Raw genomic sequence first — 24,732 nt, forward strand, 5'->3', positions numbered from 1 at the left:
ACGCCGCAAATCCACACAAAATGTCCCTTAAGCCCGTTCATACGCACCCACTGTACCGAGGCGAAAACCCCGTGACTCACCGGTCATTTCTGACAATGTGAAACACGGGGTTTCTATTTGTGCCCGAGGGGGGACTTGAACCCCCACGTCCGTTAATAGGACACTAGCACCTCAAGCTAGCGCGTCTGCCATTCCGCCACCCGGGCTAGGGTGTTTGTTCAGCCTCTCGGCTGGGCACTCGCATACTGTATCCCGAATGGGCATAACTTCACAAATCAGCAGCTCACGCGGTGTTTTAGGCTCGTGCAGTGTGCTGAAAACACAACGATGAAACTCGCTCGCCCCAACCGAGCGCTTACTGCCGCTGTCTAGGGCAGAAGACCATTCGTCGGCATGGGTTTTAGCTTTCCGGTACAAATGAATCTATGACTAAGAACACTTCAGATTCCGTTGAGAGCTACGCCACCGATTCCCGCTTTCCCGGCCCGGACCCTTATGCACCACTGGGGGATGTCCCCGCATTCACCGTAACGTCCACTGATATTGAAGAGGGGGCGGAAATCGCAGAGCGCTTCCGCGCTCCTGAGAACATCTCACCGCAACTCTCGTGGTCGGACGTACCCGAGGGAACCAAGTCCTTCGCTGTCACCTGCTTTGACCCGGACGCTCCGACGGGTTCCGGTTTCTGGCACTGGGCTGCGTTCAATATTCCGGCTGACGTACGTGAGCTTCCTACGGGAGCAGGCTCCGCGGAAGACCTTGGGCATGAAGGTGTCATCAGCTTGCGCGGAGACTCCGGCCAGCGCGTTTATTACGGGCCCCAGCCGCCAGCTGGTCATGCCCCGCACCGCTACCTCTTTGCGGTCCACGCCGTCGACGTTGAGCGCCTCGACATCGACCCGGAGGCAACGCCGACGGTCCTTGGGTTTAACCTTTTCTTCCACACCCTCGGCCGTGCGATTACGTGGGGCTGGTACGAGGCCCACTAATACGGCCCATTAGACTCGGCACAATGACTAGGAATTCGGATACTAACCCCACGACTGACGGAGTAGATATCCCCGCCGCCCTGCGCGTGGGCGGCGCTTTCATGTTGCTGGCCGCCGTGTTAGCACTATTTGGGCTCGTATCGATTTTCACCGACGGCTGGGGCGCCACCTTTGAATGGACATGGCGCCACCTCGCCATCGTTGGTGCCGCACTGCTCGTCGGTGCATTCAGCACCCAACGCCGCGATCAGCGCGGCAGCCGCGAGCAAATCATTGCGCTAGTCCTAGCGCTGGTGCTCATCATCGCTAGCCGCGCACTGCCCAGTACGGTCCTCACCACGATGGGGCAGTACGTGGTTTTCCTCTACGCCGTGGCTGCAGGCCTGTGCGCGGTCATTATCCGCCGCACACTGCGTTAAGTGAAACGCATGAAGCGCGGAAGCCCCTCATCCGTGCTTCTCTTCATCGACAGGGCTAAGCCCCCTCGAAGACTCTTCGGGGGCTTAGTCGATCCATCCCAGACCGGAGCCAACTGCCTCCGAGATGTTACTGAGGTCGTGCGCGCGAATCTGCTGGGCAATGCCGCGGTGAATGTCGCGAATCCAATCCAGTCCACCATAAATCAGTCCGGTGTAGCCCTGCAGCAGCGAGGCACCGGCAGTAATACGTTCCCATGCCTGCTCCGGCGTGGAAATTCCGCCCGCCGAAACCAGCACCAGTTCATCGCCTACGCGGGCGTGAAGTCGCTTGAGCACTTCCATCGAACGCTCAGCCACCGGGGGACCCGACACGCCACCCGCGCCCATGGCAGCAACCTCGTCGGCCGGGGTATTCAACCCCTCACGGGAAATAGTGGTGTTGGTAGCCACGATCCCGGCCAAGCCAACTTCCACGGCCATATCCGCCACGGCATCAATATCTTCATCGCTGAGATCGGGAGCAATCTTGACCAAGACCGGCGAGGAAGTCGATTCCACCACGGCTTCCATGATGGGGCGGAGGGACTCCACTGCCTGCAGGTCACGCAATCCTGGGGTATTAGGGGAGGACACATTAACCACGACATAATCGGCCAGATCCCCCAGCACAGATGCGCACTGACGGTAATCATCCACAGCATGCTCGGCGTCGGTGACCTTGTTCTTGCCAATGTTGATGCCCACGACATCGTTGTAGCGGCGCTTGCGTAGATTGCGCGCGGCGGCCAGCGCACCCTCATTGTTAAAGCCCATGCGGTTTAGGATCGCCTTGTCCGCCTTGAGTCGGAACAGGCGGGGAGTAGGGTTTCCGGGCTGCGCCTTCGGGGTGATGGTGCCCAGCTCGGCATAGCCGAAGCCAACGGGGGTCCAGACATCAGCAGCCGCCGCGTTCTTGTCGAAGCCGGCCGCCAACCCTAGCGGACGTGGGAAGCGCACCCCAAAGACTTCCTGTTCCAATACCGGATCATTAACCGGTACCACCTTTCCCAGCGCGCGATTGAGCGGGCCACCGGCTTGGAAGATAGCGAGCCCGCCGTTGATGATTCCGTGGATTCGCTCTGGGTCGAGTTTAAACATTCCCTTCAATGCTGCCTGGTAGGCAGCATGGCGGGCGCGGTCAAGAGCGGAGTACTGCATGAAGTGTCCTTAGCTGAGGTTGCGAATGAGGTCTTTGAGACCGGATGCTAGCGCGGTGATGTGTCGAGTTGCGGATCGGTGATGAACTGGAGGCCTTCACCGGATGCGGAGGCGGTGACGAGGGTGCCGTCGCCCAGCACAGCAATAGTGCGTGCATCAGCCACAGTGTCCATGGTGCCAACGTTTTCTGGGACGCCCGCGGAAACGGTATAGGCGTGGAGATGGTTGTTATCGGTGGTGGTTACCCACGCCAGTGTGCGGCCGGCATCCCAAGCCACGCCCCACGGTGTGCCGTCGGTGTTGCCGTATTGGTGCAGGCGAATAACGTCGCTGGAAGTGTAGATAGCCACGCGTTTGCCTACGGTGTCCGATGCTACGACCACGGCTCCTTCGCCGCCGGCGATCTGGCCGACGCCCTGGCCTACGCGCAGACGCCCGCCCGCACGGTCCTTTTCCCAATCGAGAGATTGAATCGTCGAGTCTTCCCTTAAGACGCGGACGATGCCGTCCGCACCATCAGAAACGGGAACGGAAATGAGCTGATCCGAACCGGCCTCCACCGTGATGCCGGTGCTGCGTTCCCCGTCGCGGTACACGCCGACGGTGGTCGAGTCCTTTGAACCAACGAATACTTCACCGCTGGAAGCCTCCGCGGCTACCGTTACTGGCTGCTCCTCATCCACTGCCAATTCCTGGGGGGAATCCGGCTGGGATGGATCAACAAGCAAGACTTTTTCCCCACACGCGAGGAGGAAATGCTTGTCGGAAGCAGTCAGGTCGCCGCACTTCTGATCGACGGAAATCTGCGTGGCCTTTTCTTCCTCAAAGTCTGCAGCCGAACCTACAGCGAGGGAGTCCTCGGTGCGCACGGCGAGGGTATCACCCACCGCCGCGAGGTCAGTCACGGCAGTGTAGGGCACGACGGTGCCCACTGGCTCCGATGACTCTGGGGAAGAAGCGGGTTCGGCCTTGCCATAGACCGCCGAGTTGGGGTCCCCGCCAACCCCTTCCGTGGGATTGCAGGCGGCAAGGGCGCATGTGCTGGCAAGAAGGGCAGAAGAAAGCAGGACTCGACGCATTTTCACGATCCCTCATCCTAGCAGTCAGCGTGGTGGAAACCGGAAGCCATGGAGCGCGCTAGTAGGCTGTCGCGGGTGACTACAACAGCTACAACTGACGCCATGACATGGGTACAGGTCATCGTCTTGTCTCTTGTCCAAGGCCTCACCGAATTCCTGCCCGTGAGCTCTTCGGGGCACCTACGCATCGTCTCCACGCTCTTTTGGGGGCAGGACGCCGGCGCCTCCTTTACTGCCGTTATCCAGCTCGGCACTGAGTTAGCAGTGATTGTGTACTTCGCGGGAATGATCTGGCAGATCCTCAAAGGGTGGTTCATAGGTCTCGTGCACAAGGAGCAGCGTGGCCAGGACTACCGCATGGGGTGGATGGTCATCGTCGGCTCAATCCCGATTGGCATCCTAGGCGTCCTGGGCAAGGACCTGATCAGGGATAACTTGCGCAACCTGTGGATTACAGCGTCCATGCTCGTGCTTTTCTCCGTTGTCTTCATCATCGCTGAGAGGGTGGGCAAAAAGGAGCGCAGCTTCGAGGACTTGACGATGCGCGATGCCATCGTCATGGGCCTATGCCAGTGCTTAGCTCTCATCCCAGGTGTCTCGCGCTCGGGAGGCACGATTTCGGGCGGCCTCTTTTTGGGCTTGGATCGCGAGGTGGCGACGCGCTTTAGCTTCCTCCTCGCCATTCCTGCGGTTATGGCTTCGGGCCTGTTTTCGCTTGGCGACGCCTTCGGCCCCACCGTGGGGCAATCTGCCACCGGCGCCCAACTGCTCGTCGGCACGCTCATCGCGTTCGTCGTCGGTTATGCGTCTATTGCGTGGCTGCTGAAGTTCGTGGGTAACCACTCCTTCGAGTGGTTTGCGGCCTACCGCATCCCTGTCGGGCTCCTCGTCATGCTCTTGCTGGGCCTCGGGGTGCTCGCCCCTTAATAACCGGGCATGCGCCAGTTGCGGAGTCAGTACACGTTAGGATGGTGCCCATGCACTCTTGGCCTGTCCCGCACATCGATTCCGTACCTGGCGCCCCGTCGCCGCTTCACCTCTATGATTCCGCTGATGAAGAGGTAAAAAAGCTCAACATCGAGGGGGAGACCGCCACCATGTATGTCTGTGGCATTACCCCGTATGATTCCACCCACCTGGGCCATGCGGCGACCTATCTCACCTTTGATCTGATCTACCGCCAGCTGCTGGATAACGGCTACAAGGTGAATTACGCCCAGAACATCACCGACGTGGATGATCCGCTCTTCGAACGCGCCGAGCGCGATGGCGTGGATTGGCGCGAGTTGGGTACCTCGCAGATCAATCTTTTCCGCTCCGACATGGAACTGCTCTCTGTGTTTCCTCCGCAGCACTTCGTTGGGGCGATGGAAGCCATCGATGAGATCACGGAGATGGTGCAGGCGCTTCTCGACGCAGGTGCAGCCTACGTCGTCGATGACCCCGACTATCCGGACGTCTACGCATCCATCGAGGCCACGAAGAACTTCGGCTACGAATCGAATTATTCCCGGGAGCAGATGGAGACCTTCTTTGCCGAGCGCGGCGGTGACCCGGACCGCCCCGGTAAGCGTGATCCGCTAGATGCCTTGATTTGGCGTGCCCACCGCGAGGGCGAACCTGCCTGGGAATCTCCTTTTGGCCCGGGGCGTCCGGGCTGGCACATTGAGTGTTCTGCCATCGCGACCAACCGGCTCGGCTCCAGCTTCGATATTCAGGGTGGGGGTTCGGATCTCAAGTTTCCGCACCACGAGTTTTCTGCGGCGCATGCTGAGGCCGCTCGTGGGGTCGAACGCATGGCCCAGTCCTATGTGCACACCGGCATGATTGGCTTGGAGGGCACCAAGATGTCCAAGTCTTTGGGTAACCTGGTCTTCGTCCACAAGCTTGTGGAGGCAGGCGTTGATCCCTCTGCGATTCGCCTTGGCGTATTCTCCGGCCACTACCGTGAGGACCGGGACTGGTCCGACGAGGTCCTGCGCACCGCGCAGGAGCGTTTGGAGCGCTGGCGTGCGGCCTCCCGAACCCCAGGCACCGTGGAAGAGATCAAGAACGTTGTCCACAACGTGCGGCTAGCGTTGGCGGATGATTTGGCTACCCCGCGCGCTATTGCGGTTCTGGATCAGTGGGCTGAGAAGGCCACAGGGGCAGTGGAAGCGTCCGAAGAAGCATCTAACGTTCTGCGCACTGCAGTTAATTCCTTGCTGGGCGTGCGCCTCTAGGAAACTTCAGGCATGATTTAGCTCATGACGATTCGTGCAGAATTCCAGCCCACCGTTGATGAGTTCATGTCCAACCTGCAGTCCTTCGCCACCGGGGATTACCTCAAGGAAGAGGAGAAGGAGTTCTGGGAGGCACCGTTTGATGCCTCGGTGCTCCCAGACCTCCGCTCTATCTTGGAGTCCTTCCTCGAGAACCTAGATAAACTTCCAGATGATCCAGATGGTGGTCTCCTGGGAGCCGCGGTACGTCCTTCCGTCGAGAAGCTCGCAGCTTTCAACCGCAAGAACGCCGACGCTGTACTTGAGCCAGAGGAGAAGGAGGAGCTCACCGAGCTTATTCACTCGGCCTCCGCAGCAACAGGTGCAGATGATGAAGCCCTCGCGCAGCTACCGGAGCTGGATTTCTAATTGACTGATACCGATCAGACCGCACATACCTGTCGTCCCGCCGCGATCTTCTGGGACATGGACGGCACACTCACCAACTCTGAACCACTATGGGAAGAGGCCACCTTTTACCTCTCTGAAACGTTGGGGCGCCGGCTAACGCCGACGGAGCGGTTGGCCACGGTAGGCGCGACCTTCGAGGACACGCTCGCCATCTGTGCCGACAAAGCCGGCGTCGAGCTCCAGCCTGGCGATAGCGAACGCTACCGCATGCTCATGTTCGACTACGTGAGGTCACTTTTTGCCGAACGCCTCGAGATCTTCCCGGGAATTTCGGAGCTGCTTGGTGAGCTCAAGGATGCGGGAATGCCGATGATGGTGACCACGAACACCGAGCGCTACGTGGCGGATTCCGCGATCGCGGCTTTGGGCCGAGATTATTTCGTCGACACAATCTGTGGCGACGAGATTCCCAACGGCAAGCCAGCTCCTGACATGTATGCCGAGGCCGCCCGCCGGGTGGGCGCTCGACCCCAGGATTGCCTCGTATTCGAAGATTCGGCGGCAGGTATGCGCGCGGCGGTCGCCGCTGGCTGCTCCGTCATTGGTTTGCCGGAAGGGGAGCACGTTACAGTCCCCGACGAGGTCACTGTCATCGCCGAATTACGAGGCAGTGGGCACCACCACCTAGACGGTGCCACGGCGCGCGACATTTATGAATGGTTCCAGCGCTTGCGCTCACTGTAAGCGGAGAATTTCGGCCGGGGTGCAGAATTTTATGCAGCGGTGTGGAAGAATATCCCTTTGTGAAGAATTTTGAAAGCCTGTTTGAGGAACTGTCCCAGAAGATCGCCGAACGCCCCGAAGGCTCCGGCACCGTGGAAGCCTTCGATAAAGGAATCCACCACTTGGGCAAGAAAATCATCGAAGAGGCTGGCGAAGTGTGGATTGCGGCCGAGTACCAGTCCGATGAGGAACTCGCTGAGGAGATGTCGCAACTGCTGTACTGGCTCCAGGTTATGGCGCATAAGCGCGGCCTGAAGCTCGAGGATATTTACTCCTACCTTTAGTCGGCCCCTTGCCGTTCTAGTACACAGCCAACATCGCAGTCAGCGTAGAAAGTACCGCACACCAATGATCAAAATTGCCGTCCCCAACAAGGGGTCCCTGTCCGAGGCCGCCCTCGAAATCCTGAAGGAAGCTGGATACAAAGGCCGTGGACACAACAAGTCACTCAACGTCGTGGATGAGGAGAACGGAGTCGAGTTCTTCTTCCTGCGCCCAAAGGATATTGCCATCTACGTGGCGCAGGGCGTCCTGGATCTGGGCATCACCGGCCGTGATTTGGCACTGGATTCCCGCGCAAAGTTCAACGAAGTTCTAGCCCTGAATTTTGGCGGCTCCACCTTCCGCTATGCCGCACCGGCGGGGGAGGAGTGGGACGTCGCCAAGCTGCAGGGCAAGCGTATTGCCACGTCTTATCCCAACGTGGTTCGTGATAACCTCGCAGCCAATGGCATCGACGCGCAAGTCATCCGCCTTGACGGTGCGGTCGAGATTTCGATTCACCTTGGTGTCGCAGATGTCATTGCCGATGTGGTTTCCACAGGCACCACACTGCGCCAGCAGGGCCTTGAGCCCTTCGGTGAGCCCATCGTGACTTCGGAGGCTGTGGTGATTAAGCGCGAAGGCGAAGACGTCACTGCAGATGAGAACGTTGTGCTCAGCCGCATCCGCGGAATCCTCAATGCACGCCACTTCGTCATGCTCGACTACAACGTGGCAGAGGAAAAGCTGCCTGAGGTCGAAGCAGTGACTCCTGGTCTGACGGGACCGACCATCTCTCCTTTGGCCCGGGAAGGCTGGGTCGCTGTGCGCGTCATGGTTCCCCGCAAGTTGGCGAATCAAGTTATGGACAGCCTCGAAGGGCTCGGAGCAGAAGCGATTCTCGCTTCAGATCTGCGCATTGCCCGCTTTTAGGGGGATATTCCAAACATTTTATTCGCGCACCTAGCTACTATGGTGGCTGACCATCATCGTTCTTCGATTTTTATGCAAGGAGTCAGCCCCGATGGCAAAGACAACAAAGAAGGATGCTCAGCCAGAGGCCAAGGAGACCAAGGACGTGAAGTCTCAGGTCGAGGAAAAGGCCACTAACAAGTCTTCGAAGGCCCCGTCTAGCAAGAAGACGCGTACTGAGACTGATCTTCTCGGCTCCGTGGAGGTTCCGAGTGATGCGTACTACGGCGTTCACACGCTGCGCGCTATCGAGAACTTCCAGATTTCCTACGTGACCATCAACACCATCCCGGATTTCATCCGCGGTATGGTGCAGGTCAAGAAGGCCACCGCGATGGCTAACCGCCGTCTGCACGTCCTTCCTAAGAAGAAGGCAGAGGCAATCATCTGGGCCTGTGACCAGATCCTGGAAGAGGGCCGCTGCATGGACCAGTTCCCGCTGGATGTCTTCCAGGGTGGCGCTGGTACCTCCCTCAACATGAACACCAACGAGGTTGTGGCCAACCTGGCGCTCGAGTACCTCGGTGAGGAAAAGGGTTCCTACGACGACATCAACCCGAACGATGATGTCAACATGTCCCAGTCCACCAATGACGCGTACCCCACCGGCTTCCGCTTGGGCATCTACTACGCCATGGAAGACCTCATCGAGCGCATCGATTCCCTGCAGGCAGCATTCCACGCCAAGGGCAATGAATTCGTTGACATCCTGAAGATGGGCCGCACCCAGCTGCAGGACGCCGTTCCGATGACCCTGGGGGATGAGTTCAAGGCCTTCGCGCATAACCTTGCGGAAGAGCAGGCCATCCTGCGTGACGCCCAGAAGCGTCTGCTGGAGATCAACCTCGGCGCAACCGCTATCGGTACCGGCGTGAACACCCCGGCCGGCTACCGCCACCAGGTGACCGCCGCACTGTCCGAGGTCACTGGTCTAGAGATTAAGACCGCCCGCGATCTCATCGAGGCAACCTCTGACTGTGGTGCTTATGTACTGCTGCACTCCACCATCAAGCGTGCGGCAATGAAGCTGGCCAAGATCTGTAACGACCTGCGACTGCTGTCCTCTGGTCCGCGCGCTGGCCTGGCAGAGATCAACCTGCCTCCGCGTCAGGCTGGTTCCTCCATCATGCCGGGTAAGGTCAACCCGGTTATCCCAGAGGTTGTCAACCAGGTCTGCTTCAAGATCTTCGGCAACGATCACGTCGTCACCATGGCCGCTGAGGCAGGCCAGCTGCAGCTCAACGTCATGGAGCCGGTCATCGGTGAGGCACTGTTCCAGTCCATCCGCATTATGGGCAACGCCGTCGATACCCTGCGCGAGAAGTGCGTCACGGGCATCACCGCAAACGCTGATGTGTGCCGCGCTTACGTGGAGAACTCCATTGGTATCGTCACTTACCTGAACCCGTTCATCGGCCACCACAACGGTGACATGATTGCTAAGGAGTCCCTCAAGACCGGCAAGGGAGTCAAGGACCTAGTTCTGGAGAAGGGCCTGCTCGACGAAGAGACTCTCAACAAGGTTCTGTCTGTAGAGAACCTCATGCACCCAGAATTCCGCGGTCAGCTCTACATCGACGAATAAAGCTGTGCCACAGCACTAGCGTATAGAAACGCTGATGCTGCACGCCACGCGCCCGCGCTACCTTCAACGAGGCAGCGCGGGCGCGTCGTTTTCTTTCAGTGGCTGTCCATCTCTCAAGCCCCTCGGCCCTCCTTCGAGCGAAGGGGGTGTGTAAACGGACACAATCGGGCCTGGAATCTCGCTAATGCCACATAAGTAGGGCAGAATAGAGACTGTCAGTTCTCGCGCCCAGGTCGTGTGCGGACCGTCGCGCGATTCACCCCATACTGCAGATCACCTGCACATATTGGAGTTACATAATGGTTGTTGTGCACATCATTATCGTCCTCGCGGCGATTTATCTCGGTGCCCGAATTGGTTCGATCGGCATTGGCATGGCCGGCGGCTTGGGTGTCCTGCTTCTCGGCCTGAGCGGCGTTCCCGTTACACGCGAAGACATTCCTTTCGATGTCATCGGCATCATCATGACTGTTATCGCGGCCATTGCTGCTATGCAACGCGCCGGCGGCATGGACTATCTGGTCTACCTCGCCGAGAAATTCCTTCGCAAGAATCCTAAGAAGATCACGTTCTATGCCCCTGTCGTGACCTGGCTTATGACCGTTCTGGCGGGTACCGGCCACACGGCATTTTCTACGCTTCCCGTCATCGTTGAGGTGGCCAAGGAAGGCAAGGTTCGCCCATCCCGTCCGCTGTCCATCTCTGTGGTGGCCTCACAAATGGCCATCTGTGCCTCGCCCATTTCCGCCGCCGTGGTGTTGCTAGCCTCCCTCTTGGAGCCGATGAACGTGGGCTACTTGCAGATCCTCGCTGTGCTCATTCCGGCGACATTTCTTTCCATTTTCCCTGCCGCGTGGATTGCCAACCGTTCCGGGGCGGAGCTAGAAGATGATCCCGTATACCAGGAACGCAAGACCCAAGGCCTGGTAAAGATGCCGCAGGGCTCCCACAATTACAGCCCGGTACAGGGCGCTAAGACCTCCGTCATCATCTTCCTCGTTGCCATCGTCATCGTTATGCTGTGGGCCACCCTGACATCTTCTCAGGTGGGACTCATCGAAGAGCCGACTCTGCCCCGCAATGAGGCCATCATGACGGTGATGCTCACTGCCGCAACCCTTATCGTGATGATCACCAAGATCTCCGCTGGCGACGTACTTAATACGCCAGTGTTCAAGTCGGGCATGTCCGCCTGTATCTGTGTGCTTGGTGTGGCCTGGTTGGGCACCACGCTCATTAACCACTACATGGAGGACATTCAGGCCATCTCCGGCTCCGTCATCGAATCCGCCCCTTGGCTGCTGGCCGTCGTGCTCTTCTTTGCTGCGGCGCTGCTGTACTCGCAAGCCGCGACCACCAAGGCTCTCATGCCGGCTGCTCTGGCCCTCGGCGTCAACCCACTGACCGCTGTGGCTGCCTTCCCTGCGGTATCCGCTCTGTTCATCCTGCCGACCTACCCGACCCTGTTGGCAGCCGTTGAGATGGATGACACCGGCTCGACGCGCATCGGCAAAGCTGTCTTCAATCACCCGTTCATCATCCCCGGCACCGTCAGCATCGCCTTGTCTGTCCTCCTGTGCTACGCCTTCGGTGCGGTCCTGCTTTAGCATCATCGAGAAATTATCTAATGTTGCTCAAGAGGCTTCTTTAGAGCGCTAAGCTGGTGGGCATGACTACGCAACCTTCTGATGTTGACATTGCCCAAGCCCACCAGCTCGAACCCATCACAGATATTGCCGCCCGCGCTGGAATCCCAGCGCCCGCCCTCATCCCTTATGGGCAGAACAAAGCCAAGGTGGATATCACCCAGGTTGGGGATGCCCCCGCCGATGGCAAGCTGGTACTCGTCACTGGCGTCTCTCCGACACCAGCCGGCGAGGGAAAGTCCACCGTACTTATCGGTTTGACCGATGCCCTCACACAGCTTGGTAAGAAGGCAATCGTCGCGCTTCGCGAACCTTCTCAAGGCCCCGTCATGGGTATCAAGGGCGGCGCTGCGGGCGGCGGCTACTCGCAGGTTGTGCCGATGGAGGATATCAACCTTCATTTCACCGGTGACTTCCACGCTATCGCCGCGGCCACCAACACCTTGGCCGCCATCATCGATAACCACATCCACCAAGGCAACGCCCTCAACATCGATCCGCGCCGCATCACCTGGCAGCGCTGCGTTGACGTCAATGACCGCGCTCTGCGCAACGTCGTCACCGGTCTTGGCGGCCCAGCGCACGGAGTGCCGGGGGAGACCGGATTCACCATTACTGCGGCGTCGGAAATCATGGCCATCCTCGGTCTCGCTACCGATTTGGCAGACCTGAAGAAACGCCTCGGTGATATCACTGTGGGCTACACCTATGACCAGCAACCGGTAACCGCCCGCGACTTGGGCGCAGAGGGCGCACTCACCGCCCTGATGCGCGATGCGCTGAACCCCAACCTAGTCCAGACCCTGGGCGGTACGCCGGCTTTCGTCCACGGCGGTCCTTTCGCCAACATCGCTCATGGCTGCAACACACTGTTGGCCACCCAAACTGCTATGCGCTTCGGCGATATCGTCCTCACGGAAGCAGGTTTCGGGGCGGACCTCGGTGGCGAGAAATTCATGGACATCAAGTCCCGCTTTGGTGAGCTTGATGTCGCTGGCGCGGTCGTCGTGGCAACGATCCGCTCCCAGAAGTACAACGGCGGGCAGCCGCGCGAGGAGCTCACCACGGAGAACCTGGAAGCCCTGAAGAAGGGCGTGGTCAACCTCGAGCGCCACGTGGAGAACCTGCGAAAGTTCGGGCTTCAGCCAGTGGTCGCTCTCAACCTCTTTGGGAGCGATACCGAGGCCGAGCGCGAGTTCATGCGTCAGTGGGCGGCCGACTTCGACGTGGCTCTTGAAGAAGCAGAGGTGTGGGCGAAGGGTGGTGCAGGGGCGACTGCGCTGGCTGAGCGCCTTCTGGACAACCTCTCCCAAGGCTCCTCCCGCCAGCTCTACGACCCCGCTGAAGGAATTGAGAGCTCCATCGACACTATCGCCAAGGAAATCTACCGCGCCGAGCGGGTGGAGTATTCTTCCAAGGCTCTCAAGGACTTGAAGTACATCAAGGACAATGGTTGGGAGCAGTTCCCAGTCGTCATTTCCAAGACCCAGTACTCCTTCTCGGATGATCCGAGCCAGCTCGGCGCTCCGGAAGGCCACGTCCTCCACGTCCGCGAACTGCAGCCGCGCACCGGCGCTGGTTTCATCGTTGCCCTAACCGGTGACGTCATGACCATGCCGGGCCTGCCAAAGAAGCCCGCAGCGAACAACATCGACGTTGCCGCTGACGGTTCGATCTCCGGCTTGTTCTAAGCCGCGGCACGGTCTTACGCAGCGCGACGGTCTACGAGGCCTGGTCGGGCCACCCGGGATACTCGGGTGGCGTACCGCCAAAAGCCGGGCAGAGGTCTTGGAACGAGCACCAACCACACAGCTTTGACGTCTTCGGCCTGAAATCTCCGGCCTTGCCATCGCCTTCGATTTTGGCCCAGAGCTCGCCTAGGTCACGCTCGAAGTACTCGAGCTCTTCTGGCCCAGGCGTGAGGAACATTGAATCCAAGACCTTGAGGTACATCAGCCGCAGCTGCGTGGGGATGGTGCCGAGAAGCCGCCAGTACACCAGCGCGTAGAAATTCATTTGGAATTGCGCGTCCTGGGAATACCGGGGAAGCGGCTTCTTTCCCGTCTTATAGTCCACCACGCGCACCTCGCCAGTGGGGGCAACGTCTACGCGGTCGATGAACCCGCGGACAGGCACACCGTTTGGCAAGACGGTATCGACGTACATCTCGCACTCGTGGGCGTCGAAACCTTGGGGGTTTTCCATCTGGAAGTAGCCCTTGATGAGCTGGCGTGCTTCGACGAAGAAATCCAGCTCCTCGGGCTCGGGTACCAATTCACGCAGCTCCGGATCGGAGTCGAGCATCACCGCCCATTCCGGCTTGATCATCTTCACCGCGGCCGGGTACTCACGTTGCTCACGGGGTAGCTGGTGCATCTTCTCCAGCACAGCGTGGACCAGCGTTCCCTTGACCTGGGCTTTTGTCTTAGGTTCAGGCAGCTTGTCAATGGCCCGGAAGCGATAGAGCAGAGGGCATTGCTTGTAATCGGAGGCACGGGAAGGGGAGAGGGCTAGTCTTTTCGGCATAATGTTCCTCAGCCTAGCGCATAGGCAACCTCGTTCCCGCCCGCATCTCCCGACGGTCCGTGGCAAGCTAGTAGGCATGAGCACTACGCAAGATTTTCTCGATTTCATCGCCGCCAGTCCCTCCTCTTATCACGCGGCTGAGGAGGTAGCGCGCGCACTCGTTGATGCGGGTTTTAGCCGCCAAGACGAGTCTGCCGAATGGTCGGCTGCACCAGGCGGTCACGTCATGGTCCGGGGAGGTGCGGTCATGGCATGGTTCGTCCCCGAAGGTGCTAGCCCGGATTCGGATTTCCGGATTATCGGCTCCCATACTGATTCGCCCGGTCTTGCTCTCAAGCCCACTCCGGATTTCGATTCCGCCGGATGGCAGCAAGTAGCCGTGGAAGTTTATGGCGGAGTCCTTCTCCACAGCTGGTTTGATCGCGAGCTCACCGTCGGTGGTCAAGTCGTCCTGCGTGATGGCACCCGCCACTTGGTCAACACCGGCCCGCTGCTTCGTCTTCCCTCGCTGGCGATTCACCTCTACCGCAAGGATGAGTTCAAGCCGGATCGCCAGCGCCACATGCAGCCAGTGCTCTCCGTGGGCACTCCGGAAACGTCGGTGATGGGGGTCGTCGGCAAGCAGCTGGGCGTCGCCCCGGAAGATATCGCTTCCTTCAACCTCATTACCGCCGATGCCCAGCGCGGTGAGGTCTTTGGCGCCGGCGAAAAGCTCATCGCTGCTGGACGCATGGATAACCTCTCTTCCGTCCACGCCTCTCTGAGGGCTCTTCTCGCCGCCGCGCACAACGCCGATACCATGGAGCACAAGGACATCCTCGTCATGGCGGCCTTCGATCATGAGGAGGTGGGCTCCTCCTCGCGTTATGGCGCGGGTGGCCCGATTCTGGGTGATATTTTGACCCGCACCGCACGGGCGCTCGGGGCGAACGAGGAGCAGCGCTTCCAGATGTTCACGCGCTCCAGTTGCGTGTCTGCCGATGCCGCCCACTCTGTACACCCCAACTACGCGGAGAAGCATGATCCCACGCACCACCCGATCATCGGCCAGGGACCTGTAACCAAGATTAACGGCAACCAGCGCTACGCCTCCGACGCTCACACCGTGGCCCTGTGGGAATCCGCCTGCCGCCGTGCGGACGTTCCGGTCCAGCGATTCGTGGGAAATAACGACGTGCCCTGTGGCTCCACCATCGGACCGATTTCCGCCACCCGTTTGGGCATCCCCACCGTCGACGTGGGAGTCCCAATGCTGTCCATGCACTCGGCCCGCGAGCTGGTGGGCGAGCGCGACCAACTATGGCTTGGTAACGCCCTTGAGGCATACTTGGTGGGTTAATCCTTGCCACCTTCAACTATGTGAAAGGTTCCCACGCCATGGCTTATTCCGGCCCCTTCCGCTACGGCGACCGCGTGCAGCTCACCGATGCCAAGCGGCGTCACTACACCATCGTCCTCGAGGAGGGAGGCCAGTTCCATTCGCACAAGGGCATCATCAACCACGATGATGTCGTCGGCATGGATGAAGGCTCCGTCATCGATTCGACTCTGGGTAGCTCCTTCCTCCTGTTCCGCCACCTCATGGTGGACCACGTCCTGTCGATGCCACGGGGTGCCGCGGTGATCTACCCCAAAGACTCCGCGCAGATTCTGGTCGAAGGCGATATCTTCATGGGCGCACGCGTGCTGGAGGCCGGCGCCGGTTCCGGCGCGCTCTCGATGACGCTGTTGCGCGCCGTGGGGCCGGAAGGCCACGTTTTCTCCTATGAGGTGCGCGATGACCACTTGGAATACGCCGTGGATAACGTCACCGAATACTTCGGTAAACAGCCCGAATGGTGGAGTCCCCGCCTTGGGGACTTGGCCGATGTCACCGTCGAGCAGCTGGGCGGCCCCGTGGACCGCGTCATCCTAGACATGCTCGAGCCCTGGGAGCACCTTGAGAAGGTACGCGACATCCTCATCCCGGGCGGCGTTTTCATGACCTACGTGGCCACCGTGCCGCAGCTGATGAAGGTCATGGAGGGCATCCGCGAGCTCAAGTGCTTTACGGAGCCGCGGGCCTGGGAGTCCCTCGTGCGTGAATGGAAGGTGGAAGGTTTGGCCACCCGCCCGGAGCATCGCATGAACGCGCACACCGCGTTTCTGATCTGGACGCGCCGGCTTGCCGACGGCGTCACTCCACCCCGCCCGCAGCGCCGCGCGCGAAAATAAGCCCCGAGGTTAAACGTGGCGCACTGCGCGCTAGGGTGGACTCTATGAACGATGCCACTCATTCCCAGGAACTTGGCCAGCAGCGTCGCCAGATAGAGCAGCTCGCTGAACGCAATGCCAAGCTTGCTGCCCTGTTGAAGGATGCGCGCACGAAGCTTCAGCAGATGCTCGCGGAGGTTGACGCCCTTGCGGAGCCTGCCTCCACATACGGTGTCTTTCTGGGCTATTCCGGGCGCGCGCATGATTCACGCCGTGACGCCGAGGTTTATACCAATGGCCGAGCCATGCGGGTCAAGATTTCGCCGAACCTGGAGCCCGGCTCCCTGAAAGTAGGGCAGCAGGTGCGCTTGGGCGAGGGCTTCGTCGTCGTGGAGGCCTGCGCCCCGGTAAATACGGGCGCGCTGGCGACGCTCCAAGAACGTCTCGGCACCGACCGCGCCGTGGTCATCAATTCCTCTGGTGAAGAGCAGGTTGTTCTCCTCGCTGCAGCGTTGCGGGATACCGTGCGCGCCGGCGATACCCTCTTGGTTGAGCCCAAATCTGGTGTAGCCACCGAACGCGTGCACAAGACTGAGGTAGCACAGCTCACGCTGGAGGAAGTTCCTGACGTCTCCTACGAGGACATCGGCGGTTTGGATGAGCAGATCTCCCTCATCCGTGACTCCGTCGAGCTGCCTTTCCTGCACCCGGAGCTCTACCGCCAGTACGATCTCCAGCCGCCCAAGGGCGTACTGCTCTACGGCCCGCCGGGCTGCGGAAAGACGCTTATCGCCAAGGCGGTGGCGCATTCGCTGTCCGCGTCGCTGGGAGCTAGTGCCCCCAGCTACTTCCTCAATGTGAAGGGCCCAGAACTGCTCAACAAGTTCGTGGGCGAGACTGAGCGCCGCATCCGCCTCATCTTCGAGCGCGCCCGCGAGCTAGCCTCCGAGCCCACCGAGGATGGCAGCCAGCGCCCGGTCATCATCTTCTTCGATGAGATGGAGTCCATCTTCCGCACCCGTGGTTCCGGCGTGTCCTCCGATATGGAAACCACCGTCGTCCCGCAGCTGTTGACGGAGCTGGACGGTGTGGAAAAGCTCAGCAACGTCATCGTCATCGGTGCCACCAACCGTGAGGAACTCATCGATCCCGCCATCATGCGCCCGGGGCGCCTCGACATCAAGATCCGCGTCAACCGCCCGACAAAGCAGGGTGCTCGGGAAATCTTCGCCCGTCACTTCCCGGAATCCGTCCCCCACGAGGGTGATCTTTCACAGCTCATCGATACCGCGGTGGACGCTCTCTACGCCGAGCGGCCCTTTGTCACTCTGCACTTCGCTAACGCGGATCCGCGCGTGCTGCACTACCGGGACTTCGTGTCTGGCGCCATGATTGCCAACATCGTCTCCCGTGCCAAGAAGCTAGCGATTAAGGAAGCGTTGGACGCAACAAACTCTGCTGGGGGAGCGCAGCCCGCAGGCATCACCGCCGCGCACCTGCACCAGGCCATCGCGGCCGAGCAGGCAGAATCTGAATACGTACCGACTTCTGCCAACCCGGAGGAGTGGGCGAAGATCGTCGCCGGTACCTCCGCTGGCGCGCATGTCACCGGGGTCGAATTGATGGGAGTACAACCGTGAGCCGTGTTCTAGGAACCGAAACTGAATATGGGATCTCCACGCCGTCCAACCCGGCGTTATCACCGATTGTGACCTCCACCCATGCTGTTGTGGCTTATGCCGCCCTGCATACCGGTGCGCGCTCCCGCTGGGATTTTCGGGAGGAGCACCCACTGCGCGATAGCCGCGGCTTCGATCTCAAGCGCTACCACACGGTGCCCGTGGTGGACCCGAATGCCTTGGGTGTGGCCAACGTGGTGACCGCTAATGGCGCGCGTTTCTACGTCGATCACGCCCATCCGGAGTACTCCTCGCCGGAGTGCACGAATGCCTGGGATGCCCTGCTTTACGACGCCTCCGGCGACCTGATCCTTCGTCGCGCAGGGGAGGCCGTAGCATCGCTGACCGCTCAGGGCACGTCCGTGTTGGCCACGCATGATCCCTGCCCACCGCTGAAGTTCTACAAGAACAACGTGGACGGTAAGGGGGCTTCCTATGGCAGCCACGAAAACTACCAGTACTCCAGGGATACTGACTTCGATGACATTGCCCAGGGATTGATTCCTTTCTTCGTCGCTCGCCAGGTGGTCACCGGTGCCGGACGCGTGGGATTGGGTGCTGATGGTGAAGAACCTGGTTTCCAGATCTCACAACGCGCGGACTATATCGAGCAGGAGATCTCCCTGGAAACCACCCTCAACCGCGGCATCATCAACACCCGTGATGAACCACATGCGGTCGCCGAGGACTTCGGTCGCCTGCACGTCATCATCGGTGATGCCACGATGTCCCATACCTCGACGCTGCTCAAGCTGGGCATGACCTCGCTGGTACTCGATGCCATCGAGAGCGGCGTGGACTTTAGTGACCTGCGCCTAGCAGAGCCGGTGGAGGAGGTGCAGCGGGTGAGCCGCGACCTCACTGTGACTCATAAGCTGGCGCTTCGCGACGGCCGCCACCTCACCGCCCTCGACATCCTCGCCGTCTACCGGGAGAGGGTCACCGCCACCACTGAGGCGGATGAAAAGGTGCTCGCCGCCTGGGATGAGGTTGTCGCGCTTTTGGCTGATAATCCGCTCAAGGCCGCCCACCTGCTGGATTGGGTGGCCAAGTATCGCTTGATTAAAGGCTACCTTGACCGCGGCGTCGCGGCCGATGATCCGAAGCTGGCTCTGATCGATTTGCAGTACACAGACATCGACCCCGCAAAATCCCTTTACCATGCGCTCGTGCGCAAGGGACAGATGCGCACCCTGGTCAGTGAGGAAGAGATCGCAGCGGCAGCAGAGACGCCGCCCAGCGACACCCGCGCCTACCTGCGCGGCCACGCTACCCGAAAGTTCGGGGAGGATGTCCTGGCTGCGTCCTGGCAGTCACTGACCTTCCGCATCGGTGAGGCCGAGGGAGCCAACTCTGGAACCGCCTGCGTGGCGCTCGACGACACCACAAGACTCGGGCAAGACGAGGTGGGCGCTCTACTGGAATCTGCGGGCAGTGCCGCCGACTTCGTTGATAGTTTGCGCCAGCTCGGGGTGCGAATCGAGTACCCTACACTGTATTAGCGCAGCATTCTCCACTCGCGAAAGGAGCTCTCACCATGAGCGGACAGCAGTCCCAGATTAATGCCGGTGGCGGTAACGGGCAGGGAGGTGATTCCTCGGAATTCGATGCCGGACAAGTCAGCATCAACAGCGCGGGTACCGATGATCTTCTCGATGAGATTGACGGCCTCCTGGAATCCAACGCCGAGGAGTTTGTGCGCTCCTACGTCCAAAAGGGCGGCGAATAAAGGTGGAGCAGCCCTCCGGTAGCGCCCCCGTTTATGCACGGCGGATTATGGGCATCGAAACCGAGTACGGCATCACCGCGAGCGCAAGCGATGGACAGCGGGTGATGTCCCCGGATGAGATCGCCCGCGTGCTTTTCCGGCCCATCGTGTCGACGTACTCCTCCTCGAATATCTTTAGCCCCAACGCCTCCCGCCTCTACCTCGACGTCGGCTCCCACCCGGAGATCGCTACCGCCGAGTGCGATAGCCTGAGCCAGCTCATTGCCTATGAGCGCGCCGGCGATGCCATGGTCAACCGCATGGCCGTGCAGGCGGAGGAAGCCCTAGCGGACGAGGGGGAGAAGCGCGCCGTCTATCTGTTCAAGAACAACGTCGATTCTGCGGGCAATTCCTACGGCTGCCACGAGAACTACCTCATCGGCCGCCACGTGGTGCTCAAGGACCTCGGCAAAGCTCTCCTGCCATTCATGATCACCCGGCAGCTCATCTGTGGCGCGGGGATGATTAGACCTGCTAAGGGTGAGGAACCAGCGCGTTTCGTGCTCTCACAGCGTGCCGACCAAGTCTGGGAAGGTGTGTCCTCCGCGACGACTCGCTCGCGGCCCATCATCAATACCCGCGATGAACCACACGGGGATTCGAAGCGTTTCCGTCGCATGCACGTTATCGTCGGCGACTCCAATATGGCTGAGCCCACGATGGCCGTCAAAGTTGGCTCCACGCTGCTCATGCTGGAGATGCTGGAGGCCGGTTTTGAGGTGCCGAACCTCTCGGTTCTCGAACCTATTCAACACATCCGCGCCATCGCGCTCGACCCGACCGGTCGCACCCAGCTCCCGCTTGAGGGAGGCGGCAGCACCACCGCGCTCGCCGTGCAGCAAGAGCTCTGTACCGCCGCTGAGCGTTGGCTGGAACACCGCGAGGACACAGGCACGCCAACGGCTGAGCTGGCCCGTGTCGTGGACTTGTGGAAGCGCACCCTCCAGGCCATTGAGACTCAGGATTTCTCCGGTGTTGACCGCGAGATCGACTGGGTCATCAAGCGCAGCCTGCTAAACCGCTACCGCGAGCGCCTGGGCGGGGATTGGTCGCACCCCAAGCTGGCACAGATTGACCTGACCTACCACGACATCCGTCCCGGCCGTGGCCTCTACAGCGTATTGGAGCAGCGCGGCATGGTGAAGCGCTGGATCGACGATGCTGCAATCGATGCTGCCGTCGACACCGCCCCGCGAACCACCCGTGCCAAGCTGCGCGGGGAGTTTCTCGCTGTTGCCCGCGAGCTCGATGCCGCGGTAACGGTGGATTGGACGCGGATGAAGGTCAACCGGCCGGAGCCAATGACCGAGGAATTCTCCGACCCCTTTGTGTCCGAGGACCCGCGCCTAGATGGGTTGTTAGACTACATGCGTTCGCACCCAGGCTCGTAGAGCCGTAGAGCTGATCAAGGAACCTGCCACTATGCCTTCAGCAGATCGCACTGCAGCCCGGACGCCGGTCAGAGACCGCGCTATCGAAAGGCTCACCAACCTCACCTTTGCGCTGCATGGCGCCGCGCACCAAGGCGGGGTTCCTGACCGCAGCGCAGCCTGGATTCGCAGCCACGTCGAGGGCTACCAGTCTCGCAGCGACGAGGCTTTTCAGAAACAACTTTCCCGCGACATTGTGACCCTGCAGCGCGCTGGTGTTCCGGTAGTGCATAGCAGTGGGGCAGAAGGTTCGCTGTACCGGCTCGATCCCGAAAGCTACCAGCTACCTCCCGTCGATTTCACGCCACAGGAGGCCATGGTGTTGGGCGTAGCCGGCGGCATTGGCACACCGGGAGGCTTAAGCGATTTCAGCTTGTCCGCGTGGACCAAGCTGGCTGCCTCGGGCGCCTCCCGCGACTTGAGCGGAGCGCCCGTCTACACCGCTGTCAACGACATGACCAGGCTGAGCCCGGAGCTCGTCACCGCGGTGATTACCGCCGTGCGTGCAGGGCTGCGCATATCCTTTGATTATTACGCTACGCCCTCTGCCGAAGCAGTTCGCCGCCACATGGATCCCTGGGGGCTGGTCAACCACCGAGATCGCGTCTACCTTGTCGGCTGGGACGTGGACCGCCAGGCACCTCGGACTTTCCGTGCCACCCGCGTGGACAACGTCAAGCGTTCGCGTCATGCAGCCACACACCTCGAGCCCACCGCACCACTGCAAGATCTCGTTGTGGAGGCACTAAACCGTGGCGATACCGTGGACGCTCTCCTTGACGTACCAGAGGGGCAAGCTGTCGAACTTGTCGACGCCGGACGCAGGCGCGAGGACAACCTCGTAGAACTCACCGCCGTGCGGCGGGATTGGCTGGTGCGCACGGCGGCCGGTTATGCCCCGGACGTGGTCGTGGTTGAACCGCCAGAAGTTCGTGCCGACATCATCGCACTCTTGAATGTCGGCGGGAACGATACAGCGACAACGGCAACCACGGTTAAGACCATGGAGTTTAGGGAGGAGGCCCGCCATGGCTGATCAGCCCCGCAAACTGCAGTCCCTGGTTCGTTCCCTCAACCTCATCCCTTACCTGCGTAACCACCCGGGGTTGACCCCGATGGAGGCAGCGGAGGATTTGGGGATGACCCCGGTGGAGCTCAAGGACGCCATCGACCGGCTCTTCTGCTCCGGGGTGGGCCGCAATACCGAAGACCTCATCGATTTGAGCTTTAGTTACCGCGATGGCATCGAGATTTACAACGACCAGGGCCTCACCCAGGCACTACGTTTGACCCCCACCGAAGCTGGTGCACTATTGCTCACCCTGGAGTCTTTAGAAGCGATGCCGGGGCTTGTCGATGTCTCAGCGGTCCACTCCGCCGCCGCGAAGCTGCGCGAGATCATGGATGAAAAGACCGCCGCCATCTATGACTCCCTAGCCACGATTGATCCCGAAGAATCGCAGGTACAAGCAGCACTAGCGGGGGCCGTCGACAAGCGCCAGCAAGTGCGTTTTACCTACTGGAGTATGTCCTCCAACCGGACCAGCGAGCGTACCGTGCATCCGGCCCGCATCTTCATCGTGGATGGCGAGCCCTACCTCGTGGCATGGGATGACTCAGTGGGGGACCACCGCACCTTCCGCCTCGACCGCATGAGTGATGTCGAGGTACTCGAAGCTTCCGCTACCCCGCACGTACGAGAGCTGGATTTCAACCCAGACTCACCCTTTGGTCTAGATCACACTCTTGTTGCGGAGCTGGAGATTAACCAAGAATTCACCTGGCTAGCAGAACACTACGACATCACTCTAGGCGAAACACTTGAAAATGGGTTCATAGCTGCGCAGATGCCCGTCGGATCCGAGACATGGTTTAGTCGTTTCGCCCTCGGGCAAGCTGACCGTTTGCGGGTCGTGGGACCCCAGAAGCTTGTCGAGGCCATTTCGGAGCATAGAAATCGGGCGCTGGAGCGTTATACTCAACTGCCAGACTAAGAGCTCTCCTGCGTGCGCCCCGTGCAGCACTTCGTTGTGTGGAACCGTACGCTTTATCGACCTAGAAAGAAGGGGCACCCTCAATGACCGTGGGACCTTTGGAAATCGGCCTTGTCGTTCTCGTTATCGTGCTGTTGTTCGGCGCTAAGAAGCTGCCAGAGCTAGCTCGCTCTATGGGCCGGTCCATGCGCATCTTCAAGTCTGAAGTAAAAGAAATGAAGGAGGAGAACAACACTCCTGAGCAGCAGGCCCAGATTGCTGCTTCCAAGAAGAATGACGAAGACTTCTGGAATAGCCCGGAAATGCAGCCGCGTGCTTCTAAGCCGGCTGACGGAAACCAGAACTAATAATCTTTTCTCGGCAAGCAGGCCGCGCTCTGAGTTTTTCGGAGCACTAGGGCCTTGCCTGCCGCCGTGGGCTTTTCTGTGGAGGTCTTGCTGTGAGTGCCGCGAGCACACCGTCTAATGCTGGTTCTAACACGCGGAAACAAAAATGGGGCTCAAAGCTACGCCGCAAGCCCAAGAATCCGACGGGGGAGATGACCCTCGTCCAGCACCTCCAGGAGCTGCGCCGACGCATCGTCATTTCTCTCCTCGCTTTGGTGGTTGGCGCCATCATTGGTTTTATTTGGTACCAGAACGCCCCGTTTGGCACGTCACCGCTGGGCGAAATCCTGCGCGGTCCTTATTGTTCGCTTCCTGAGGAAAAGCGTGTTTCTTTCACCTCCGACGGTGAGTGCCGCCTGCTTGCCACCAGCCCGTTCGAAATGCTGTTATTGCGCCTCAAGGTCGGTGCGTTGGCTGGCGCCGTATTGTCCTCACCGGTCTGGCTCTACCAAATCTGGGCCTTCATCGTGCCTGGCCTCCACAAGAACGAACGCCGCTTTACCTTCTTGTTTGTCTCGACAGCGGTTCTGCTTTTCGTCCTCGGCGCGGTTCTTGCCTACGTCATCCTTTCCGTGGGCTTGGAATTCCTCATGGGGATGGGCTCCGAATACCAGACTGCGGCACTGACGGGTGAGCGATACTTCTACTTCTTGCTAGCGTTGCTCCTGATTTTCGGCGTGAGCTTTGAGATCCCACTACTCGTGGTCTGCCTCAACCTGATTGGTGTATTGGAGTATGACCACGTTAAGGACAAGCGCCGCATCATCATTGTCGCCATCATGATTTTCGCGGCGGTTGTCACACCGGGCCAAGAGCCCTTCTCAATGTTGGTCTTGGCCGGTGCCCTCGTAATCCTTGTCGAGATAGCTTTCCAATTCTGCCGCATCAACGACAAGCGCCAGAAGCGCCAGCGCCCAGACTGGATGGACTTGGATGATGAAATTGCCTCGTCCTTGGATGAAGGCCCGGGTGCCATAAGCGCACCAACTCCTGTATCTGCATCCACAAGCGTTTCCGCTTCTTCGCGGCCAGTATCTTCCAGGCCTGTGGCCCCGGCTTCGACTCCTGATTCTCGGGTGCCGCAGCCACAACAGACGAATACTCAGCCCCCGCAGAGCGGCTTCTTCGACGACGTTCTCTAGCCTCGTCAGCCTTCTTAGGGATCTTGTTCAATCGTTCTGCTTGGCGCCGGGGACCGGCGCGCTAGTACGCC

General features: G+C 60.0%; 24 protein-coding genes and 1 tRNA gene. 21 read left to right on the forward strand and 4 right to left on the reverse strand.

Translation table 11 applies throughout. The features are described from left to right. Window positions 1-120 precede the first annotated feature (120 nt). Window positions 121-206 (reverse strand) — tRNA-Leu (locus HMPREF3147_RS07900). A gap of 219 nt (window positions 207-425) precedes the next feature. On the opposite strand from HMPREF3147_RS07900, the gene HMPREF3147_RS07905 reads away from it, so the two are divergent. Together HMPREF3147_RS07905 and HMPREF3147_RS07910 are read left to right on the forward strand one after the other, a co-directional pair. Further along, window positions 426-989: a YbhB/YbcL family Raf kinase inhibitor-like protein gene (locus HMPREF3147_RS07905; protein WP_070446603.1), complete on the forward strand. Its 564-nt coding sequence runs from the start codon at window positions 426-428 to the stop codon at window positions 987-989. Window positions 990-1,012: 23 nt separating this feature from the next. Continuing rightward, complete coding sequence (locus HMPREF3147_RS07910; RefSeq protein ID WP_070446604.1) at window positions 1,013-1,408, forward strand: hypothetical protein; 396 nt, start codon at window positions 1,013-1,015, stop codon at window positions 1,406-1,408. Between the two features lie 84 nt (window positions 1,409-1,492). On the opposite strand, the gene HMPREF3147_RS07915 is transcribed toward HMPREF3147_RS07910, so the two are convergent. Further along, window positions 1,493-2,605 carry a quinone-dependent dihydroorotate dehydrogenase gene (locus HMPREF3147_RS07915; protein WP_070446605.1) on the reverse strand — a complete coding sequence of 371 codons (1,113 nt, stop codon included), beginning with the start codon at window positions 2,603-2,605 and terminating at the stop codon, window positions 1,493-1,495. A gap of 47 nt (window positions 2,606-2,652) precedes the next feature. Beyond that, entirely contained in the window at window positions 2,653-3,684 is a 1,032-nt protein-coding gene (locus HMPREF3147_RS07920) for an NHL repeat-containing protein (RefSeq protein WP_070446606.1), read from the reverse strand. A 75-nt stretch (window positions 3,685-3,759) separates the two neighbouring features. Here HMPREF3147_RS07920 and HMPREF3147_RS07925 point away from each other — a divergent pair, with 75 nt between their 5' ends. From HMPREF3147_RS07925 to HMPREF3147_RS07965, 9 genes are all read left to right on the forward strand, one after another. Beyond that, the gene (locus HMPREF3147_RS07925) at window positions 3,760-4,611 is read left to right on the forward strand and encodes an undecaprenyl-diphosphate phosphatase (RefSeq protein WP_201828226.1); all 852 of its coding nucleotides are present in this window, start codon (window positions 3,760-3,762) and stop codon (window positions 4,609-4,611) included. A gap of 50 nt (window positions 4,612-4,661) precedes the next feature. After that, the gene (gene mshC / locus HMPREF3147_RS07930; RefSeq protein ID WP_070446608.1) at window positions 4,662-5,906 is read left to right on the forward strand and encodes a cysteine--1-D-myo-inosityl 2-amino-2-deoxy-alpha-D-glucopyranoside ligase; all 1,245 of its coding nucleotides are present in this window, start codon (window positions 4,662-4,664) and stop codon (window positions 5,904-5,906) included. A gap of 24 nt (window positions 5,907-5,930) precedes the next feature. Continuing rightward, window positions 5,931-6,314, forward strand: a complete 384-nt coding sequence (locus tag HMPREF3147_RS07935; RefSeq protein ID WP_070446609.1) for a hypothetical protein — start codon at window positions 5,931-5,933, stop codon at window positions 6,312-6,314. Then, the gene (locus HMPREF3147_RS07940; RefSeq protein ID WP_070446610.1) at window positions 6,315-7,040 is read left to right on the forward strand and encodes an HAD family hydrolase; all 726 of its coding nucleotides are present in this window, start codon (window positions 6,315-6,317) and stop codon (window positions 7,038-7,040) included. Window positions 7,041-7,099: 59 nt separating this feature from the next. Then, window positions 7,100-7,363, forward strand: a complete 264-nt coding sequence (locus HMPREF3147_RS07945; protein WP_010186658.1) for a phosphoribosyl-ATP diphosphatase — start codon at window positions 7,100-7,102, stop codon at window positions 7,361-7,363. A gap of 64 nt (window positions 7,364-7,427) precedes the next feature. Continuing rightward, entirely contained in the window at window positions 7,428-8,273 is an 846-nt protein-coding gene (gene hisG / locus HMPREF3147_RS07950; RefSeq protein ID WP_070446611.1) for an ATP phosphoribosyltransferase, read from the forward strand. 91 nt (window positions 8,274-8,364) lie between these two features. Continuing rightward, on the forward strand, window positions 8,365-9,897 hold the full coding sequence (aspA, locus tag HMPREF3147_RS07955) for an aspartate ammonia-lyase (protein WP_070446612.1): 1,533 nt from the start codon (window positions 8,365-8,367) through the stop codon (window positions 9,895-9,897). Window positions 9,898-10,196: 299 nt separating this feature from the next. Further along, entirely contained in the window at window positions 10,197-11,504 is a 1,308-nt protein-coding gene (locus HMPREF3147_RS07960) for an anaerobic C4-dicarboxylate transporter (protein ID WP_070446613.1), read from the forward strand. Window positions 11,505-11,566: 62 nt separating this feature from the next. Next, window positions 11,567-13,234 (forward strand): formate--tetrahydrofolate ligase, encoded by a 1,668-nt coding sequence (locus tag HMPREF3147_RS07965; protein ID WP_070446614.1) that lies wholly within the window; start codon window positions 11,567-11,569, stop codon window positions 13,232-13,234. Between the two features lie 31 nt (window positions 13,235-13,265). On the opposite strand, the gene HMPREF3147_RS07970 is transcribed toward HMPREF3147_RS07965, so the two are convergent. Beyond that, complete coding sequence (locus HMPREF3147_RS07970) at window positions 13,266-14,069, reverse strand: RecB family exonuclease (protein ID WP_070446615.1); 804 nt, start codon at window positions 14,067-14,069, stop codon at window positions 13,266-13,268. Window positions 14,070-14,145: 76 nt separating this feature from the next. Between HMPREF3147_RS07970 and HMPREF3147_RS07975 the strand changes: the two genes are divergently transcribed. From HMPREF3147_RS07975 to tatC, 10 genes are all read left to right on the forward strand, one after another. Further along, complete coding sequence (locus HMPREF3147_RS07975; RefSeq protein WP_070446616.1) at window positions 14,146-15,408, forward strand: M18 family aminopeptidase; 1,263 nt, start codon at window positions 14,146-14,148, stop codon at window positions 15,406-15,408. A 38-nt stretch (window positions 15,409-15,446) separates the two neighbouring features. Then, a complete protein-coding gene (locus HMPREF3147_RS07980) occupies window positions 15,447-16,283 on the forward strand; it encodes a tRNA (adenine-N1)-methyltransferase (RefSeq protein ID WP_070446617.1) in 837 nt (278 codons plus the stop codon). A gap of 44 nt (window positions 16,284-16,327) precedes the next feature. Continuing rightward, a complete protein-coding gene (gene arc / locus HMPREF3147_RS07985) occupies window positions 16,328-17,902 on the forward strand; it encodes a proteasome ATPase (protein ID WP_070446618.1) in 1,575 nt (524 codons plus the stop codon). Beyond that, a complete protein-coding gene (gene dop, locus HMPREF3147_RS07990; RefSeq protein WP_070446619.1) occupies window positions 17,899-19,443 on the forward strand; it encodes a depupylase/deamidase Dop in 1,545 nt (514 codons plus the stop codon). The genes arc and dop overlap by 4 nt, the downstream gene beginning before the upstream one ends. Window positions 19,444-19,478: 35 nt before the next feature. Then, window positions 19,479-19,670, forward strand: a complete 192-nt coding sequence (locus HMPREF3147_RS07995; RefSeq protein WP_070446620.1) for a ubiquitin-like protein Pup — start codon at window positions 19,479-19,481, stop codon at window positions 19,668-19,670. A 47-nt stretch (window positions 19,671-19,717) separates the two neighbouring features. Further along, entirely contained in the window at window positions 19,718-21,100 is a 1,383-nt protein-coding gene (gene pafA / locus HMPREF3147_RS08000) for a Pup--protein ligase (RefSeq protein WP_070446621.1), read from the forward strand. Between the two features lie 31 nt (window positions 21,101-21,131). After that, the gene (locus tag HMPREF3147_RS08005; RefSeq protein WP_070446622.1) at window positions 21,132-22,175 is read left to right on the forward strand and encodes a helix-turn-helix transcriptional regulator; all 1,044 of its coding nucleotides are present in this window, start codon (window positions 21,132-21,134) and stop codon (window positions 22,173-22,175) included. After that, the gene (locus tag HMPREF3147_RS08010; protein WP_070446623.1) at window positions 22,168-23,133 is read left to right on the forward strand and encodes a helix-turn-helix transcriptional regulator; all 966 of its coding nucleotides are present in this window, start codon (window positions 22,168-22,170) and stop codon (window positions 23,131-23,133) included. The genes HMPREF3147_RS08005 and HMPREF3147_RS08010 overlap by 8 nt, the downstream gene beginning before the upstream one ends. 83 nt (window positions 23,134-23,216) lie before the next feature. Continuing rightward, window positions 23,217-23,480: a Sec-independent protein translocase subunit TatA gene (tatA, locus tag HMPREF3147_RS08015; RefSeq protein WP_070446624.1), complete on the forward strand. Its 264-nt coding sequence runs from the start codon at window positions 23,217-23,219 to the stop codon at window positions 23,478-23,480. Window positions 23,481-23,671: 191 nt separating this feature from the next. Beyond that, entirely contained in the window at window positions 23,672-24,661 is a 990-nt protein-coding gene (tatC, locus tag HMPREF3147_RS08020) for a twin-arginine translocase subunit TatC (RefSeq protein WP_070446625.1), read from the forward strand. Window positions 24,662-24,732 lie beyond the last annotated feature (71 nt).

It is taken from the genome of Corynebacterium sp. HMSC05D03, assembly GCF_001807205.1.
GTDB lineage: Bacteria > Actinomycetota > Actinomycetes > Mycobacteriales > Mycobacteriaceae > Corynebacterium > Corynebacterium aurimucosum.

Excerpts from the sequence above, each read along its gene's own strand:
- HMPREF3147_RS07960 (WP_070446613.1), top strand. The coding sequence starts at position 10,197 with ATGGTTGTTGTGCACATCATTATCGTCCTCGCGGCGATTTATCTCGGT.
- HMPREF3147_RS07910 (WP_070446604.1), top strand. The coding sequence starts at position 1,013 with ATGACTAGGAATTCGGATACTAACCCCACGACTGACGGAGTAGATATC.
- HMPREF3147_RS07935 (WP_070446609.1), top strand. The coding sequence starts at position 5,931 with ATGACGATTCGTGCAGAATTCCAGCCCACCGTTGATGAGTTCATGTCC.
- HMPREF3147_RS08010 (WP_070446623.1), top strand. The coding sequence starts at position 22,168 with ATGGCTGATCAGCCCCGCAAACTGCAGTCCCTGGTTCGTTCCCTCAAC.
- HMPREF3147_RS07920 (WP_070446606.1), bottom strand. The coding sequence starts at position 3,684 with ATGCGTCGAGTCCTGCTTTCTTCTGCCCTTCTTGCCAGCACATGCGCC.
- pafA (WP_070446621.1), top strand. The coding sequence starts at position 19,718 with ATGGGCATCGAAACCGAGTACGGCATCACCGCGAGCGCAAGCGATGGA.
- HMPREF3147_RS08005 (WP_070446622.1), top strand. The coding sequence starts at position 21,132 with ATGCCTTCAGCAGATCGCACTGCAGCCCGGACGCCGGTCAGAGACCGC.
- tatA (WP_070446624.1), top strand. The coding sequence starts at position 23,217 with ATGACCGTGGGACCTTTGGAAATCGGCCTTGTCGTTCTCGTTATCGTG.
- HMPREF3147_RS07975 (WP_070446616.1), top strand. The coding sequence starts at position 14,146 with ATGAGCACTACGCAAGATTTTCTCGATTTCATCGCCGCCAGTCCCTCC.
- HMPREF3147_RS07965 (WP_070446614.1), top strand. The coding sequence starts at position 11,567 with ATGACTACGCAACCTTCTGATGTTGACATTGCCCAAGCCCACCAGCTC.
- HMPREF3147_RS07980 (WP_070446617.1), top strand. The coding sequence starts at position 15,447 with ATGGCTTATTCCGGCCCCTTCCGCTACGGCGACCGCGTGCAGCTCACC.
- HMPREF3147_RS07970 (WP_070446615.1), bottom strand. The coding sequence starts at position 14,069 with ATGCCGAAAAGACTAGCCCTCTCCCCTTCCCGTGCCTCCGATTACAAG.
- HMPREF3147_RS07905 (WP_070446603.1), top strand. The coding sequence starts at position 426 with ATGACTAAGAACACTTCAGATTCCGTTGAGAGCTACGCCACCGATTCC.
- aspA (WP_070446612.1), top strand. The coding sequence starts at position 8,365 with ATGGCAAAGACAACAAAGAAGGATGCTCAGCCAGAGGCCAAGGAGACC.
- HMPREF3147_RS07995 (WP_070446620.1), top strand. The coding sequence starts at position 19,479 with ATGAGCGGACAGCAGTCCCAGATTAATGCCGGTGGCGGTAACGGGCAG.
- mshC (WP_070446608.1), top strand. The coding sequence starts at position 4,662 with ATGCACTCTTGGCCTGTCCCGCACATCGATTCCGTACCTGGCGCCCCG.
- tatC (WP_070446625.1), top strand. The coding sequence starts at position 23,672 with ATGACCCTCGTCCAGCACCTCCAGGAGCTGCGCCGACGCATCGTCATT.
- arc (WP_070446618.1), top strand. The coding sequence starts at position 16,328 with ATGAACGATGCCACTCATTCCCAGGAACTTGGCCAGCAGCGTCGCCAG.
- HMPREF3147_RS07915 (WP_070446605.1), bottom strand. The coding sequence starts at position 2,605 with ATGCAGTACTCCGCTCTTGACCGCGCCCGCCATGCTGCCTACCAGGCA.
- hisG (WP_070446611.1), top strand. The coding sequence starts at position 7,428 with ATGATCAAAATTGCCGTCCCCAACAAGGGGTCCCTGTCCGAGGCCGCC.